Origin of the sequence: Hanstruepera flava (assembly GCF_023634025.1) — a bacterium.
Taxonomy (GTDB): domain Bacteria; phylum Bacteroidota; class Bacteroidia; order Flavobacteriales; family Flavobacteriaceae; genus Hanstruepera; species Hanstruepera flava.
The window spans coordinates 1,193,716-1,209,591 of record NZ_JALJCW010000001.1; the positions used below are offsets into that span (position 1 = coordinate 1,193,716).

Annotated in this window: 13 protein-coding genes; 11 read left to right on the forward strand and 2 right to left on the reverse strand. The window is 35.6% G+C overall.

The window, feature by feature from the left end; all coding sequences use genetic code 11:
* Window positions 1–60 precede the first annotated feature (60 nt).
* Genes MTX13_RS05610 through bioA form a run of 4 tightly spaced genes read left to right on the forward strand, consistent with a single transcriptional unit; the run spans window position 61 to window position 3,504 of the window.
* Complete coding sequence (locus MTX13_RS05610) at window positions 61–1,218, forward strand: aminotransferase class I/II-fold pyridoxal phosphate-dependent enzyme (protein WP_250433400.1); 1,158 nt, start codon at window positions 61–63, stop codon at window positions 1,216–1,218.
* Window positions 1,215–1,628, forward strand: coding sequence for a putative signal transducing protein (locus tag MTX13_RS05615; RefSeq protein WP_250433402.1), 414 nt, complete (start codon window positions 1,215–1,217; stop codon window positions 1,626–1,628). The genes MTX13_RS05610 and MTX13_RS05615 overlap by 4 nt, the downstream gene beginning before the upstream one ends.
* Window positions 1,625–2,242: a dethiobiotin synthase gene (bioD, locus tag MTX13_RS05620; protein WP_250433403.1), complete on the forward strand. Its 618-nt coding sequence runs from the start codon at window positions 1,625–1,627 to the stop codon at window positions 2,240–2,242. Before MTX13_RS05615 ends, bioD begins: the two co-directional genes overlap by 4 nt.
* On the forward strand, window positions 2,239–3,504 hold the full coding sequence (bioA, locus tag MTX13_RS05625) for an adenosylmethionine--8-amino-7-oxononanoate transaminase (protein WP_250433405.1): 1,266 nt from the start codon (window positions 2,239–2,241) through the stop codon (window positions 3,502–3,504). The genes bioD and bioA overlap by 4 nt, the downstream gene beginning before the upstream one ends.
* Here bioA and MTX13_RS05630 read toward each other — a convergent pair.
* Window positions 3,490–3,921: a cytochrome c oxidase assembly factor Coa1 family protein gene (locus MTX13_RS05630; RefSeq protein WP_250433406.1), complete on the reverse strand. Its 432-nt coding sequence runs from the start codon at window positions 3,919–3,921 to the stop codon at window positions 3,490–3,492. The genes bioA and MTX13_RS05630 overlap by 15 nt on opposite strands.
* 86 nt (window positions 3,922–4,007) lie before the next feature.
* Between MTX13_RS05630 and MTX13_RS05635 the strand changes: the two genes are divergently transcribed.
* The 6 genes from MTX13_RS05635 to MTX13_RS05660 are packed head-to-tail and all read left to right on the forward strand — an operon-like array spanning window position 4,008 to window position 10,113.
* The gene (locus MTX13_RS05635) at window positions 4,008–5,147 is read left to right on the forward strand and encodes a beta-ketoacyl synthase N-terminal-like domain-containing protein (protein ID WP_250433868.1); all 1,140 of its coding nucleotides are present in this window, start codon (window positions 4,008–4,010) and stop codon (window positions 5,145–5,147) included.
* 58 nt (window positions 5,148–5,205) lie between these two features.
* Window positions 5,206–5,781, forward strand: a complete 576-nt coding sequence (locus tag MTX13_RS05640; RefSeq protein WP_250433407.1) for a hypothetical protein — start codon at window positions 5,206–5,208, stop codon at window positions 5,779–5,781.
* 5 nt (window positions 5,782–5,786) lie between these two features.
* The gene (locus MTX13_RS05645) at window positions 5,787–7,472 is read left to right on the forward strand and encodes a flotillin family protein (protein WP_250433408.1); all 1,686 of its coding nucleotides are present in this window, start codon (window positions 5,787–5,789) and stop codon (window positions 7,470–7,472) included.
* Window positions 7,473–7,532: 60 nt separating this feature from the next.
* Window positions 7,533–8,627, forward strand: a complete 1,095-nt coding sequence (gene bioB / locus MTX13_RS05650) for a biotin synthase BioB (protein WP_250433409.1) — start codon at window positions 7,533–7,535, stop codon at window positions 8,625–8,627.
* A 56-nt stretch (window positions 8,628–8,683) separates the two neighbouring features.
* Window positions 8,684–9,553, forward strand: a complete 870-nt coding sequence (locus MTX13_RS05655; RefSeq protein ID WP_250433410.1) for a cupin-like domain-containing protein — start codon at window positions 8,684–8,686, stop codon at window positions 9,551–9,553.
* Window positions 9,554–9,585: 32 nt separating this feature from the next.
* Complete coding sequence (locus MTX13_RS05660; RefSeq protein WP_250433411.1) at window positions 9,586–10,113, forward strand: DUF6646 family protein; 528 nt, start codon at window positions 9,586–9,588, stop codon at window positions 10,111–10,113.
* Between the two features lie 49 nt (window positions 10,114–10,162).
* Here the strand turns inward: MTX13_RS05660 and MTX13_RS05665 are convergent, their stop codons facing one another.
* Window positions 10,163–10,636 (reverse strand): regulatory protein RecX, encoded by a 474-nt coding sequence (locus MTX13_RS05665; protein WP_250433412.1) that lies wholly within the window; start codon window positions 10,634–10,636, stop codon window positions 10,163–10,165.
* 115 nt (window positions 10,637–10,751) lie between these two features.
* On the opposite strand from MTX13_RS05665, the gene MTX13_RS05670 reads away from it, so the two are divergent.
* A complete protein-coding gene (locus MTX13_RS05670) occupies window positions 10,752–15,875 on the forward strand; it encodes a choice-of-anchor D domain-containing protein (protein ID WP_250433413.1) in 5,124 nt (1,707 codons plus the stop codon).
* Window position 15,876: the final 1 nt, after the last annotated feature.

Consider the following 15,876-nt stretch of genomic DNA (forward strand, 5'->3'; position numbering starts at 1 on the left):
ACGGTTTTAAATAGTATGTGATTATTTATATTTGTTTAAAACAAATTTCTCATTCAATAAATGAAAATCTTCCCAAAAAAACTTGCCGAAAAACTTCAAAAGCGAGAAACAGAAAACGCTTTACGACAGCTTGGTATTCAAAATAAGTTAGTGGATTTTTCATCCAACGATTATTTGGGGTTTTCAAAATCAGATACTATTTTTAATCAGACCCATGAGTATTTGGTAGGTCATAATATCAAACAAAATGGCGCAACAGGTTCTAGATTGCTGTCTGGTAATCACGGATTGTATCAACTTGTTGAAACTGTTTTGTGCGAATTTCATAAAGCTGATGCTGCGCTTGTGTTCAATTCAGGCTACGATGCCAATATAGGATTCTTTTCTTGTGTACCGCAACGACACGATATTATTTTGTACGATGAATATGTTCATGCTTCCATTCGAGATGGAATAAGCATGAGTCATGCCAATGCCTATAAATTTGCTCATAACGATTTAAGCGATTTAGACAGCTTATTAAAACGGCATTCTGAAGCTATTTTAGATGCCAACATAACCATTTATGTTGTTACAGAATCGGTATTTTCTATGGATGGTGACTCGCCAGACTTGGAAACTTTAGCTCAATTATGCACCAATTATCATGCCCATTTAATTATAGATGAAGCTCACGCTGTAGGTGTATTTGGTAAATATGGTAAAGGTCTCGTTCAAGACCTTGAACTTGAGCGTCAAATTTTTGCCAGAATCGTCACTTTCGGGAAAGCTTTAGGTACTCATGGTGCAGCTATTTTAGGAAGCAGCCAATTAAAATCTTATTTGGTGAATTTTTCACGTAGTCTTATTTATACAACAGCATTGCCTCCGCATACATTGGCAACCATAAATTCGGCATATTTAGAATTAATAAAAACCAACGTGATTCAATCATTACAGGAAAACATCAATCACTTTAAAACAGAAACTGACAATCATAATTTAAAATCATATTTCATTGGTAGTGATTCAGCTATTCATTGTGCAATAATTTCAGGAAACGAAAACGTAAAACAAATAGCCCAGCAAATACAGGAAAATGGTTTTAGCGTGAAGCCTATTTTATCTCCTACCGTACCTAAAGGTCAAGAGCGCTTGAGATTCTGCATACATAGTTATAATTCTAAACAAGAAATTTCGGAAGTCTTACAGTTGTTCGCTACTTTTGCACATGTATGAGCGATATGTTTAAAACTATAGCTAGATTTCAATATTCTTCTGAAGCGCAAATTGTAAAAGGACGCCTTGAGGCTGAAGGAATTGAAGTGTTTTTACAAGACCATCTAACCATTGATACTGATCCGTTGGTGAGTAATGCTATTGGAGGTGTTAAGCTGAAGGTTTTAACACAAGATGTACTGCAAGCAAAGCATATTTTAAACTCTATTCATCAATATTCATTGGATGATGAAGGCAACCCTATTACTTGCCCTAAATGTAAAAGTGATAAGGTAGAACTATTTTCAACTATTAAAGATGCTAAAGCCTTCTTTGCATTTTTGTTTGGGTTTTTATTTGGCACCCTTCCGTTTCATACGCGACATAATTATAAATGTGAAAATTGTAATAACGAGTTTCCTACAAAATGAAGAAAATATTTATTACTGGTATATCAACCGATGTAGGTAAAACCATTGCCTCTGCGATTATAACTGAAGCCTTGGAAGCCGATTACTGGAAACCCATTCAAGCTGGCGATTTAGATAATTGCGATACAAAAAAAGTAAGCCGATTGGTTTCCAATTCTAAATCAAAATTCCACGCTAATAGCTTTGCTTTAAACACGCCAATGAGCCCGCATGCTGCAGCAGAAATTGATGGTTTACAAATTAATATAACGGATATCAAAGAACCTAAAATCAAAAACAACTTGGTTATTGAAGGTGCTGGAGGTTTATTGGTTCCTTTTAATAATGAACAAACCATTTTCGATTTAATACAACCAGATTATAAGATAATTGTGGTTTCCAGACACTATTTAGGAAGTATCAATCACACGTTGCTAACGGTGAACCTATTAAAAGAAAAAGGATTAGATGTATCATTAATTTACAGTGGAAACGAGCACCCTACGACTGAAGATATTATTTCAAAAATAGCAAAAGTTCCTGTTATTGGAAGAATAGATGAGGAACCCTATTTTGATAAAAATGTGATTAAGGAATATGCTAATCGCTTTAAATCGGCTTTAAAAAAACTATGAGTTTAAGCAAACGTGACAAAAAACATCTTTGGCATCCTTTAAAGCAGCATCAATTGCAACCCGAAAGTATTGCAATCATAAAAGCTAAAGGCTGTATACTGACGGACGAAGATGGCAATGAATACATTGATGCTATTTCTTCGTGGTACACTTGCATGTATGGACATTGCAACGATTATATCATAGAAAAAACATATCAGCAAATGCAACAGCTAGACCAAATCATGTTTAGTGATTTCACGCATGAACCAGCTGTTAAACTTTCTGAAGAGCTTATTAAAGTACTTCCCGAAGGCCAGAATAAAATTTTCTTTAATGATAATGGTTCTACTGCAGTTGAAGCTGGGATAAAAATGGCTTTACAGTACTACTTTAATAAGGGCGAAAAACGTTCAACATTTGTCGCTTTTGAAAATGGCTTTCATGGTGATACGTTTGGTGCCATGAGTGTGTCTGGCTTATCGGTTTACAATGGTCCTTTTGAAGATTTCCTAATTGACGTTAAACGCATCCAGACGCCAAATGGCAAAAACCATGAGGACATTTTAAACCAGTTACGAGAAATAACTTCTAACCATCAAGTCGCTGGATTTATATATGAACCCTTGCTTCAAGGTGCAGCAGGTATGACCATCCATGATGCTGATGGCTTAAATGATATTTTAAGGTTTTGTAAGCAAACAAATATCCTGACCATTGCGGACGAGGTTATGACTGGTTTTGGTAAAACAGGAAAATATTTTGCTTCAGATTATATAGAAACAAAACCAGACATTATGTGTTTTAGCAAGGCTCTAACAGCTGGCTTAATTCCTATGGCAATAACATCTTGTACGCAAAACATTTACGATGCCTTTTTAAGTAATGACATGGCTAAAGGCTTTTTTCACTGCCATACCTATTCTGGAAATCCAATTGCCTGTGCAGCCGCTATTGCAGGAATAGAATTACTGCAATCGGAAACCATTCAAAATAATATAAAACGAATCATAAAAGCACATCAAGAATTTAATAAAACTATAAAAGCGCATCCAAAAGTAAAGTCAACACGGCAACTAGGTGTTGTTTTTGCTCTTGATCTTGATACAAAAATGGAACGCTATGGTGGTTTGCGCGATAAGCTGCTAAAGTTTTTTATGGAACGTGGTGTGTTTTTAAGACCGCTAGGCAACACCATTTATATTCAAGTGCCTTATGTAATTTCAAAAACTGAACTAGAAAAAGTTTATAGGGTCATTCAAGAAGCGCTAGATGCCCTCTAACGATTTATCAAGTAGATTAATTTCTTCTTGTGTGTCTTTTATAATAACGTAAAGTTCTTCATAACTCCAATCACCATCATACTTATCTCCTTTAACAACAATGGTTGCTTTTCCTTTCTCCCCTTCAACAGGTATTTTTAAATCGGCATGACCTTCTCCATTTTTTAAGGATATATTGCCTTTAAACATACCATCTGGTTCAATATCATGGCCTAAAGCAGCAATAACATCGGGATGATCATTCGCCAATTCAATAGCATGAGCATAAGGTGTACTATTCTTTAAAGCTTTACTAACACCAAAAACAGCTGCACCTACACCAAATACAAAAAGTAATATAACGGTCAAACAACCGCCTACAGGAATAACCCAAGGCCAATTTCTTGCGAACCAACTTTTTTGTTGTACTGTTTCCATAATATTAAGCTTTACTAAATATAAGTATTTAGAAATTAGCTTTTGTTACATTTCAATAAAACTTACTTTTGTCAAAAGTTTTTTTATTGCAAAAACCAATTTCCATTGTTGCTCTTCAATCTATCTCTCCGCTAGGCAAAACTCTAGAGGAAAGTTGGCATTCCTATCAAAATAACCAACATTGTTTTTCTGAACAAAACGGGAGTTTAGTAGCACGTTTATCACAAGAATCTCAAGAAGAAATTAAAAAGCTACGATTAGATGACAGCAAATATAAATCATTAGATGACAGTGTTCTTTTCGCCATTTATTGTTCTCGAAAAGCTATTGAACAAGCTCACTGGAAAGCTTCAGATAATTTCGGGATTAATATTGGTTCATCCAGAGGGGCAACTCATTTATTCGAGTCGTACTTCAAGGAATTTCTTAAAAAAGAAAAAACAAAACCCTTGAGCTCGCCAACAACTACGTTGGGAAATATTTCGTCTTGGGTAGCCCATGATTTACAAACACAAGGCCCAGAGATCAGTCATTCAATTACCTGCTCTACAGCGTTGCATGCCATGCTTAATGGTATTGCATGGATAAATTCGGGTATGTGCAACAAATTTTTAGTAGGTGGTAGCGAAGCGCCAATAACACCATTTACCATTGCGCAGATGCAAGCGCTTAAAATTTACGCCAAAAAAAACACAGGCTTTCCATGTCGTGCATTAGATTCAAACAAAAAAAGTAACGCCATGATTCTTGGTGAAGGCGCCTCTATGGCATGTTTAGAATCTGGCAACCCAAAACACTCCTTAGCTCAAATAATAGGTATTGGCTATGCAACTGAAGTATTGGAACACAACGCTTCGCTATCAACCGATGCCATATGCTTTCAGCGTTCCATGAAAATGGCTTTAGGAGGTGTTAATCCAAACGAAGTTGATATTGTTATCACACATACGCCAGGAACCCTAAAAGGCGATCTAGCCGAAATAAATGCCATAAAAAAAATATTTTGTAACAAAATTCCTGCATTGACTACTAATAAATGGAAGGTAGGACATACACTAGGCGCTTCAGGTATGTTAAATATAGAAATGGCAATTCACATGTTAAACAAACAACAATTCATTTCTGTTCCTTTTATTGAAAGTACCACACCAAAAAACATAAGTAAAATACTAGTTAATGCTGTTGGGTTTGGAGGAAATGCGGTAAGCATTTTACTTTCAAAATAAATATTGTATGACAATTATAAAGGTCATATATTTCATGAACTTTTAAAACTTCAAAACAATGCTAGAATGGTTTTCAAATTTAGAATTCTTTCCAAAAATATATTGGAGTATTGCCCTAGTAGGCTCATTAATTTTTGTTATCACATTAGTACTAACCTTTGTTGGTGGTGATGTTGATGATATTGGCGATGTTGATGCCGAAATTGATGCTGATACTGGAATTGGTTTTCAATTTATCACGTTTAAAAATCTCGTTGGGTTTTTTACCATTTTTGGATGGAGTGGTATTGCATGTATAGATGCTGGCTTATCTAAACCTATTACAATAATTATTTCTGTTATATGCGGATTAATTATGATGACTATTATGGCTGCCATGTTTTTCTATATGCGAAAACTAAATGACAGTGGCACATTAGACTTTAAAAATGCTAAAGATGCTGTTGGCGAAGTGTATTTAACCATTGGAGCCAAACGAAGTAAAATGGGTAAAGCCCATGTGCGAATTCAAGGTGCATTGCGTGAACTTGAAGCTTTAACTGATGCTGAATTAGAGTTGAAATCAGGAACCGTTATTAAAGTAAAAGATGTTACCGATAACGGAATATTAATTGTAGAACCATTAAATAAATAATACTTATGTTACTAATTACCCAACAAGCTTTTGATTTAGGCTTGCCTATGGCACTCATTTTTGGCGTGCTGTTTATATTCATCTTCCTTATTGTATTAATTAAACGCTATAAACGTTGTCCTTCAGACCGTATTTTAGTGGTTTACGGTAAAGTTGGTGGTGGTCAGTCGGCCAAATGTATTCATGGTGGTGCCGCCTTTATTTTTCCAGTTATTCAGGATTATGAATTTTTGGATTTAACACCTATTTCTATAGAGGTTAATCTTATAAATGCCTTAAGTAAACAAAACATTCGTGTTAATGTTCCTTCGCGTTTTACTATTGGTGTTTCTACAGAACCTGGTGTCATGCAAAATGCTGCTGAACGTTTACTTGGACTTTCTATGAGTGATGTCCAGGAACTGGCAAAAGAAATTATTTTCGGACAGCTACGTTTGGTTGTAGCCTCAATGGATATTGAAGAAATTAATTCAGATAGAGATAAATTTTTAACCAATATCTCGCAAAGTGTCGAGTCAGAACTTAAAAAAGTTGGTTTAAAATTAATCAACGTAAACATTACCGATATAGTTGATGAATCTGGATATATTGAAGCTTTAGGTAAGGAAGCCGCTGCACATGCTATAAATGCTGCACGTAAATCGGTTGCAGAAAAAAATAGAGATGGTTCTATTGGTGAGGCTAATGCTGTACAAGATGAAAGAACTCAAGTAGCTGAATTAAATGCCAAAGCTAAAATTGGTGAAGCCAATGCTATGCAAACGGAAAGAACCCAAGTAGCAGCAGCTAATGCGCAAGCTAAAATTGGTGAGGCTAACGCAAGTCAAACTGAACGTATTCAAACTGCTAGCGCCATTGCTCAAGCAAAGATTGGTGAAGCCGAGGCTTTAAAAGAAGAACGCATTAAAACTTCTGAAGCCAATGCAAGAGCTATTGATGGAGAAAACATTGCTAAAATTTCTATTGCTGAATCTGATGCTCAACGTAGAGAGCGAGAAGCTGAAGCTGAAAAACGTGCTATTGCGGCTGAAAAAGTTCAAGCTGCTAAAGCTTTAGAAGAGGCCTATGCTGCTGAAAAACAAGCCGAAATAGCAAGAGCTGAACGTGAGCGCTCTTCACAGTTAGCTGATATTATTGTACCAGCTGAAATTGACAAACAAAAAGTTGAAATAGATGCTGAAGCTGAAGCTGAAAACATTAGAAGAATAGCTAAAGGTGAAGCCGACGCTATATTATTAAAAGCTCAAGCTGAAGCTGAAGGTCTATACGAGGTGTTAACCAAACAAGCGGCCGGTTTAGATCAAATTGTTAAAGCTGCTGGTAATGACTCAAAAGATGCCGTATTGCTTTTAATAGCAGATAAGTTGCCAGAATTAGTAAAAACACAGGCTGAAGCTATTAAAAATATCAAAATAGATAAAGTTACCGTTTGGGAAAATGGCGGCAATAAAGATGGTAAGTCGTCTACGGCTAATTTCTTATCTGGTATGTATAAATCCGTACCTCCGCTACAAGATATGTTCAATATGGCCGGAATGCAGTTGCCAGAATATTTAAGTGGTAAAGAGGTTGAGGTAAAAGATGAAAAAAATTCTAAAAAAGTAGAGGATTCAGAAACAAACACTGATGAATCCAAAGAATTACCACCTAAAAAAGATGTTGATAATTCTCAGGATAATGAGGATAAATAATACGATGAAAATTCCGCAGTAGCTGCGGAATTTTCTACTTTTACAACTTTAATCAGGACTATGAGTGATACAAGACACAATTGGACAAAAGAAGAAATTTTAGACATATATAATAAACCTTTTATGGAGCTGTTATATGCAGCAGCAACAGTCCATAGAAAATACCACGACCCAAACACCGTACAGGTTTCTACATTATTATCTATAAAAACAGGAGGATGTCCTGAAGATTGTGGTTATTGCCCACAAGCTGCTCGTTACCATACCGATATTGAGGGTAATGATTTAATGTCTGTACAACAGGTAAAAGCACAAGCGCTTCGTGCTAAAGCGTCTGGAAGTTCTCGTGTTTGTATGGGTGCTGCTTGGCGTAATGTTAAAGATGGCCAAGAGTTTGATGATGTTTTAGAAATGGTTCGTACCATTAACAAACTTGACATGGAAGTGTGTTGTACACTTGGTATGCTTACGGAAAACCAAGCTCAACGTTTAGCAGAAGCCGGATTGTATGCTTATAATCATAATTTAGATTCTTCTGAAGAATATTACAAAGAAGTTATTTCTACCCGTGGTTTTGAAGACCGATTGGAAACCATAGATAACGTTAGAAAAACCAATGTAACTGTTTGCTCTGGTGGAATAATTGGCATGGGAGAACAAACTGAAGATCGCGCTGGTATGCTTGTAGCACTGGCAACATTAAACCCACAACCCGAATCAGTTCCTATTAATGCTTTAGTTGCTGTTGAAGGCACACCATTAGAAGACCAAGAGCCTGTTTCTATTTGGGATATGGTTCGTATGGTTGCTACAACACGAATTGTAATGCCTGAAACCCAAGTCCGTTTAAGCGCTGGTAGAACACAAATGAGTCGTGAAGGTCAAGCCATGTGTTTCTTTGCAGGAGCAAATTCAATTTTTGCAGGCGATAAATTACTGACTACTCCAAATCCTGATGTTAATGAGGATATGGAAATGTTCAAATTATTGGGGTTAAATCCGCAAAAACCATTTATAAAGAAAATGCAACCGCAAACGGTAGAGGCTGAAGATTCTCAATACCATTCATTGGGAGAAAAACCAAAATGGTCAAGACCTGATCATAAAATTGAAAGAAACGAAGAGGCTAAACAAAAGGCAAAAATCGCAAAATAATTTAAGCCTTTTATCCTTTCATTTTTCGTAAATTTAGCGTTTAAATCGTTTTAACTTTGTCATTAAACCTCAAGGATATTCCTCGTTTAAAAAGTATTACTAAAGAGGATTTTATAAAAAACTTTTTCAGACCACAAAAGCCTGTGGTTGTTGAACAATTTATTGAAGACTGGCCAGCATATACCAAGTGGAATTTAGATTATATTAAACGCATTGCAGGAGATAAAATTGTTCCGCTTTATGATGATAGACCTGTAGATTATAAAGATGGATTTAATGAAGCTCATGCCACAATGAAAATGAGCGAGTACATCGATTTACTACAATCTGAACCAACAAAGTATCGCATTTTTCTTTGGAATATTTTAAAAGAAGTTCCTGAACTTCAAAACGACTTTTCTTTTCCAGATATTGGCTTAAAGCTTATGAAAAAGTTACCCATGTTGTTCTTTGGTGGTACGGATTCGCATACGTTTATGCATTATGATATTGATTTGGCCAATATTTTCCATTTTCATTTTCAAGGTGAAAAGGAGATTATTTTATTCGACCAAAAACAAAACGATTATCTCTATAAAATACCTCATTCTTTAATAACAAGAGAGGACATAGATTTTTCAAATCCAGATTTTGAAAAGTGGCCAGCTTTAAAAAATGTTGTTGGCTACAAAACCACTTTAACACATGGCGAAATGCTTTATATGCCAGAAGGCTATTGGCATTACATGAAGTATGAAACCCCTGGGTTTTCTATGAGTTTAAGAGCCATAGCACGACATCCAAAGAATTTGGGTAAAGCTATTTACAATGTGTTCATTATGAGAAATTTTGATAATTTAATGAGGCGCCTGAATGGTCAAAAATGGATAGATTGGAAAAACAATCAAGCTATATTACGTACCCAAGCCCATATTAAAAACTTATAATATATTTGCAGCCGCAAACTAAAAACTTTATTATGAAAAATTTATTGCTAATTATAGCATTATTGTACATATCATTTGCAAACGCTCAAGCCTTTTCTGGAAAAGGTGACCAAAAATTTCAACTAGGCGCTAATTTTCAAAGTCATGCAACAGGTTTGAATGTAAGTTATGATTACGGCTTGGGAGAAAACATTTCAATAGGTGTATCCTCAAGTTATGCCCTCGGTGTTTCAGGTGATATAAAAGACGGTATTAATGTTAACGGCCAGGAAGTTGTTGAAAAAGCAGATTTTCTAGATCGCTTTGATTTAAAAGCGCGATTTAATGCCAACATTGGAAATGTTTTAAATATTAACGACAATTTTGATTTATACCCAGGTTTGAATATAAGTTTAAAGAATTTTGGTGGTCATGTTGGTGCACGTTACTTCTTTTCTTCTGGATTTGGTATATATTCGGAGGCGCAATTCCCTATTGCCAAGTATAGTAGTAATTTAGAGCCTGCAGAGAAATTGTACAATCAATTTTCTGTAAATGTAGGTGCCGTTTTTAATCTTTAACAAATAACTATTAATAAACACAAGGCCTTTCTTGATTAGAAAGGCTTTTTTATGCACCTAAATCGCGTATTTTGTCATATACCAAATGACTTTCCCAACCACGATACAACAAATAATCAGCCAACTTCTTTTTTTTCTTATATAAGTTAGATTCGTTTATATTCTGCCACTTTTTTTCCGCTAATTCGTGAAAGGTTTGCAAATAGTCCGTATCTGAAATCTCTTTAAAAGCTTCCTTGATATTGTAGACACTAATATCTCGTTTTTTTAGTTCCAATTCAATACGCTTACGACCCCATTTTTTTACTCTAAACTTACCTCTAGTATAAGATCTGGCAAAACGGGTTTCATTTAAAAAGTCGTTATCTATTAAATGTACAACTACCAAGTCTATAGCATCAGAAATCATATTCATACTCCGTAGTTTTTTACACACATCTTGATGGCAACGTTCTTGATAGGCACAATAATTCTCAAGGGCTCGTTTGGCCTCATCTAGCGTGTATGTTTTGTGTTGAATCATACTGTAAAAATAGTAACAATTTGTTAATAATTAAGAAACTGAAAGTCATGGCATTATATCTAATTTCGTGTATATTTGTAGGCTTTATTTTTTAGATCAAAAAAATTAATATTCTATGTTAAAGAAATACGCCCTCGTATCTATCGCATTTTTTTGCGCAATAATGTTTGGGTTTGGACAGACAAAAATTGCTGAGCTGACGTTCGAATCCCCTGGAGGTTATACAACGAGTGTTCCTGAAGTTACTAGTGGGTCTACGGATTATTTTACAAGGACAGACGGAACAAATATTAATGCTTCTTTTACTAACATACAGGGTAGTTATTATTTTGCCGCACAAGACATTGATGGTGTTACCTCAAGCTCAAGACAAAGTATATATTTTTCAAATATTAATATTGCTGGATATTCATCTTTAGAAGTTAGGATACATCTTGCTGAAGATGATGACGGATCTAACCAAGATTGGGACGATGCCGATTATTTTCATTTATCTTCTGAAATAGATGCAAATGCAGCTACATATGAAAATTTAATTTGGGTTGAAGCCGCAGGAGGAACAAATTCTGAACCAAGAATTGATGCAGACTTTAACGGAACTGGAGAAAGTACTGCAATTACTGATTCTTTTTCTCAATTTACTAAAAGTATATCTAATACAGGTAATCTATTAGATATTACTCTTACATTTAATTTTAATTCTGGAGATGAAGACATTGCAGTTGATAATATCGAAATTTGGGGTGTTGCTGCAACTCCAACTCCAACCATCACAGTCACACCAACTACCATATCAGGTTTAGATTATGTTGAAACCCTTGGCCCATCAGCCGAACAAACTTTTACCGTTGAAGGCAGCAATCTAACAAACAATATTACACTTACGGCACCAACAAATTTTGAAATTTCCACAACTTCGGGTAGTGGTTTTGGCAATAGCGTAACTTTAATCCAAAGTGGTGGCACTGTAAACAACGCAACTATTTACACAAGGCTAGTAAGTGGACTGGCTGTTAACACGTATTCAGGAAACATAACTGCAACCAGTACTGGAGCTACAGCGCAAACTATAGCTTTAAACGGCGAGGTGACAGCTGCTGGCGGAAGTAATTGTACAGAACTATTTATTTCGGAATATGTTGAAGGAAGCAGCAATAATAAATATATAGAGATTTATAATCCAACGGTTAGCACAATAAGCCTTAATAATTACAGATTAGCTATTTACAGTAACGGTAGCACAACCGTTTCGGGATCATTCAATCTAAATGGCACATTACCAAGCTTTGGAACATATGTGATTGCAAATTCTGCAGCAGTAATATACTCCTCACCCGATGCTGTAAATAATTCCGTAACAGCCTTCAACGGAAATGATGTTGTAGCACTACAAACTAATGGAGGTACAAATATTGATGTTATTGGAACCATTGGGAGTAGCGCAACTTTTGCAGCCAATACCACATTAAGAAGAAAGTCTACCGTTCAAATTCCTAATATAACTTACAGCAGTTCTGAATGGGATGTTTATGCTCAAGATACTGTTTCAGATTTAGGGAGCCACACAAATGATTGTCAAGGTCCAACCCCAGAACTACAACTTGTCGACAATACAGCAACCAATCAAAATTGTGGATATACCATAGATTTTGGAACACAAGCTGTAGCCTCTAATACCGACTTAACTTTTGATATAGACAATGTTGGAAGTGCCGATTTAAATATTACTTCATTAAGCATTACAGGCGATTATACTATTGTATCTCCAGCTGCTCCTTTTACCGTTACTAGTGGTAATTCGCAAACGGTAACCGTTAGGTTTACACCGTCTACAAATGGAACACGAACAGGGGTGTTAACTATTACCAATAACGATATTGACGAAGGTAGTTGTACTGTTAACTTAACTGGTGAAGGATTTACTCCTACTCCTGAAATAGATGTTGAACGTAATACTTTTGCCTCAATTACAAGTGGCAATGCTCCTAATGGAGGAAATAACACGTTATTTGCAGCTACAGTAATTGGGAACTCAACAGCACCTAAAACGTATTACATTAGAAATGAAGGAACTGCAAATCTTACCATTAGTAGTTTGACATCATCAAATGCTGCTGAATTTCCAATAAATGTTAATCCTGCTCCAATTACCTTGCTACCTAATGAATTTGTAGCATTTGAAATCACTTTTTCTCCTACTGGAATTGGAACAAGGAATAGTACCATATCAATAGTAAATAATGACTCTGATGAAAATCCTTACGTTATAAATGTTCAGGGTAATGGCGATTGTGCAGCGGGAACCTTAACATTCCTGCCAAACAATGGACCTGTAGGAACCATTGTAAATGTTACTTCAACAGTTTCCAATTTTGGTGGTTCTACAAGTGCAACAGTAAATGGTATTACTGCAACAGTAAATGTCATTGCTTCAAATGAGATAGAAGTTACTATTCCTGCAGGTGCATCTACTGGAAGTTTAATTATAAATGACGATTTAGGATGTTTAAGTTCTGACGTGTTTACAATTATTGACCAACTTATTGCAGATTGCGAAGGGAGTACTGGAAATATACCTTCAGATTTGTTTATTAGCGAGGTTACTGATCATAACTCTGGCTCTCATTCATATGTAGAAATTTTTAATGGCACAGGAGCAACAGTAGATTTAACAGATTATGAAATCAGAATTCACAATAATGGCGCAACTACTGCAACCAATACTATTCCTTTAACAGGAAGTTTAACCAACAATAATGTTTTTGTTCTTGCCTTTGGTAGTACAGATGCCACTACTCAATATGCATCTGTGGTTGCTGACTTAACAGACAACGCTAGTGGAATAAATGAAGATGACCATATTAGACTTTACAATACAAATACTTCAACTTGGGTAGATCTTTGGGGAGACACATCTGGAAATACGTTTACAATAGCTTCAAAAAATTATACTTACAGAAGAAAAAATACTGGAATAGTTGCTCCAAGTACCACATGGAACGCTAGTGATTGGGAAGCGTTTTCTCCTGTTGATTACATGGATATAGGAAATTATGACTTTTCTGTGGGAGTTCCACCAAATGTGACCTTACAGCCAATGCCTCCTATTTCTGAATGTGATCTATCAGCCACTTTATCGGTTGAAGGAGAAGAAGGTTTTGATGAAGCTGGTGACACTCAAGAACTAGCCTACCAATGGTATTATTCAGCTCCTGGAGATACTGGATGGATTGAAATTAATGCTGCTCCTTACAGTGGTTTTAACACCGCAACATTAAGTATTAATAATACACTAACACTAGATGGTTATCAATACTATTGTCAAATTCGGGAAGATTCTGACACTTGTTATCAAGCTAGTAATGCTGTAAAATTGTCAGTTAAAAGCACTATATGGAACGGTACAACATGGAGTAATAATGAACCAGATGCCAATACCATAGCAACTATTGCTGGTGACTACACAACTAATGCTTCAAACGGAAGCTTTACTGCTTGTCAGCTGTTTGTGGAATCTGGAAATTTATTGACGGTTGCTCAAGGCTATTTTGTTGAAGTTATCAATAACGTTGAAGTATCAGGAGATGGCAGTGGTAATGATGGTATTATAATTGAAGATAAAGGAAGTTTTGTACAACGTGGTGATGGTACAGCAGCTGGTACGTTTACCTTAAATACCAATGGCGCTTCAAAAGTTAACAAAAGAACTGCACCATTAAATAATTATTACGAATACACCTATTGGAGCTCACCAGTTTTAGGTGAAACCATTGGAACAGGGCTTTCTGAAGGGCATCCAACCAGACGCTACAAATATTTGGGTGAAAATTATTTGGATGCTACTATGGAAACCAACAACAATAATGCTACCAATCCAGGACAAGATGATATAGATGATAATGGTGATGATTGGGTATTTACACCTGGTACCGAAACCATGATGCCTGGTAAAGGTTATGCTGCTATGCACGACCCAATTGGATTTACAATAGTTGGCGGACAATACGAATATGTTTTTGAAGGCGCTTTTAACACAGGTGATATTGACGTTACCATTTATAGAAATGATTCTGTATCAGCTGACAATAACTGGAATTTTATAGGAAACCCTTATCCTTCAGCTATAGATGCTAATGAATTTCTTCTTGTTAATTCGGTTATCGCTCAAGATGTAGAAGAATTCCCTACGGGCTCTGGCACAACTGATGGTGCTATTTTCCTTTGGTCACAAAGTACAGCACCTTCTGGTACAGCCAATGGTAATGAAAACTTAAATTTTGCTCAAAGCGATTATGCTATTATTAATGCAACCGGTCAAACCGCTGGAGGAGATAATGATAATGATGGTGATATTGACATCAATGATCGACCTAACAGATTTATTCCTTCTGGTCAGGGATTCTTTATTTCTTATTCTAATACCGGAGCTTGGGATACAGTAAATGGAGATATTAAATCTGGAACCGTATCATTTACCAATAGTATGCGAACTAATGGTAACAATGACCAATTTTTTAGAACGGGCCATTCTGATACTGCTAATAGGTTATGGGTAAATATGTGGAGCGATAATGGTGTTCGCAATCAAATTTTGGTAGGCTATGTACTTGGTGCTTCAAATGAACTAGACGGCATGTACTATGATGCTCCAAAAAATCTTTCAACAGATGTTAATGCTATGATTTACACCAATGCTGATAATTCTGATAAAAAATTGGCTATTCAAGGTAAAACTCCTCATAGTTTAGATTTAGATGAAGTTATTCCGCTAGGGTTTTATACGGCTATACCTGAAGCAACATTATATTCTATTTCTGTTGAAACCGAAGGTTTGTTTTTTGAGGACAATATAGTTTACTTAAAAGATAAGTTGCTAAACGTATATCACAATCTTTCTAATAGACATTATACGTTTTCTTCTGAAATGGGTGAATTTAATGAACGCTTTGAAATTGTGTTTAGAACAGATGCACTATCTGTAGACGAAGTTATTGCCAACAGTAATCAATTACAGATTATTGAGTTGGATAGTGATCAAGTTAAATTTCTATTAGACTCTCAAAATCTGACAATTAAAACAGTTGAAATTTTTGATTTATTAGGAAGAATTATTTATCGCTTTAATGGCTCTAATCGTTCAGAAATCTATTCACTATCAAACTTAAGTAGTTCTGCTTATATGGCAAGAGTAACGCTTTCTAACAATCAGGTTATAGTTAAAAAAGCTATTAAAAAATAGT

Coding starts and splice junctions, on each gene's coding strand:
- MTX13_RS05670 (WP_250433413.1), top strand. CDS start 10,752: ATGTTAAAGAAATACGCCCTCGTATCTATCGCATTTTTTTGCGCAATA.
- MTX13_RS05615 (WP_250433402.1), top strand. CDS start 1,215: ATGAGCGATATGTTTAAAACTATAGCTAGATTTCAATATTCTTCTGAA.
- bioD (WP_250433403.1), top strand. CDS start 1,625: ATGAAGAAAATATTTATTACTGGTATATCAACCGATGTAGGTAAAACC.
- MTX13_RS05645 (WP_250433408.1), top strand. CDS start 5,787: ATGTTACTAATTACCCAACAAGCTTTTGATTTAGGCTTGCCTATGGCA.
- MTX13_RS05660 (WP_250433411.1), top strand. CDS start 9,586: ATGAAAAATTTATTGCTAATTATAGCATTATTGTACATATCATTTGCA.
- MTX13_RS05610 (WP_250433400.1), top strand. CDS start 61: ATGAAAATCTTCCCAAAAAAACTTGCCGAAAAACTTCAAAAGCGAGAA.
- bioA (WP_250433405.1), top strand. CDS start 2,239: ATGAGTTTAAGCAAACGTGACAAAAAACATCTTTGGCATCCTTTAAAG.
- MTX13_RS05665 (WP_250433412.1), bottom strand. CDS start 10,636: ATGATTCAACACAAAACATACACGCTAGATGAGGCCAAACGAGCCCTT.
- bioB (WP_250433409.1), top strand. CDS start 7,533: ATGAGTGATACAAGACACAATTGGACAAAAGAAGAAATTTTAGACATA.
- MTX13_RS05630 (WP_250433406.1), bottom strand. CDS start 3,921: ATGGAAACAGTACAACAAAAAAGTTGGTTCGCAAGAAATTGGCCTTGG.
- MTX13_RS05640 (WP_250433407.1), top strand. CDS start 5,206: ATGCTAGAATGGTTTTCAAATTTAGAATTCTTTCCAAAAATATATTGG.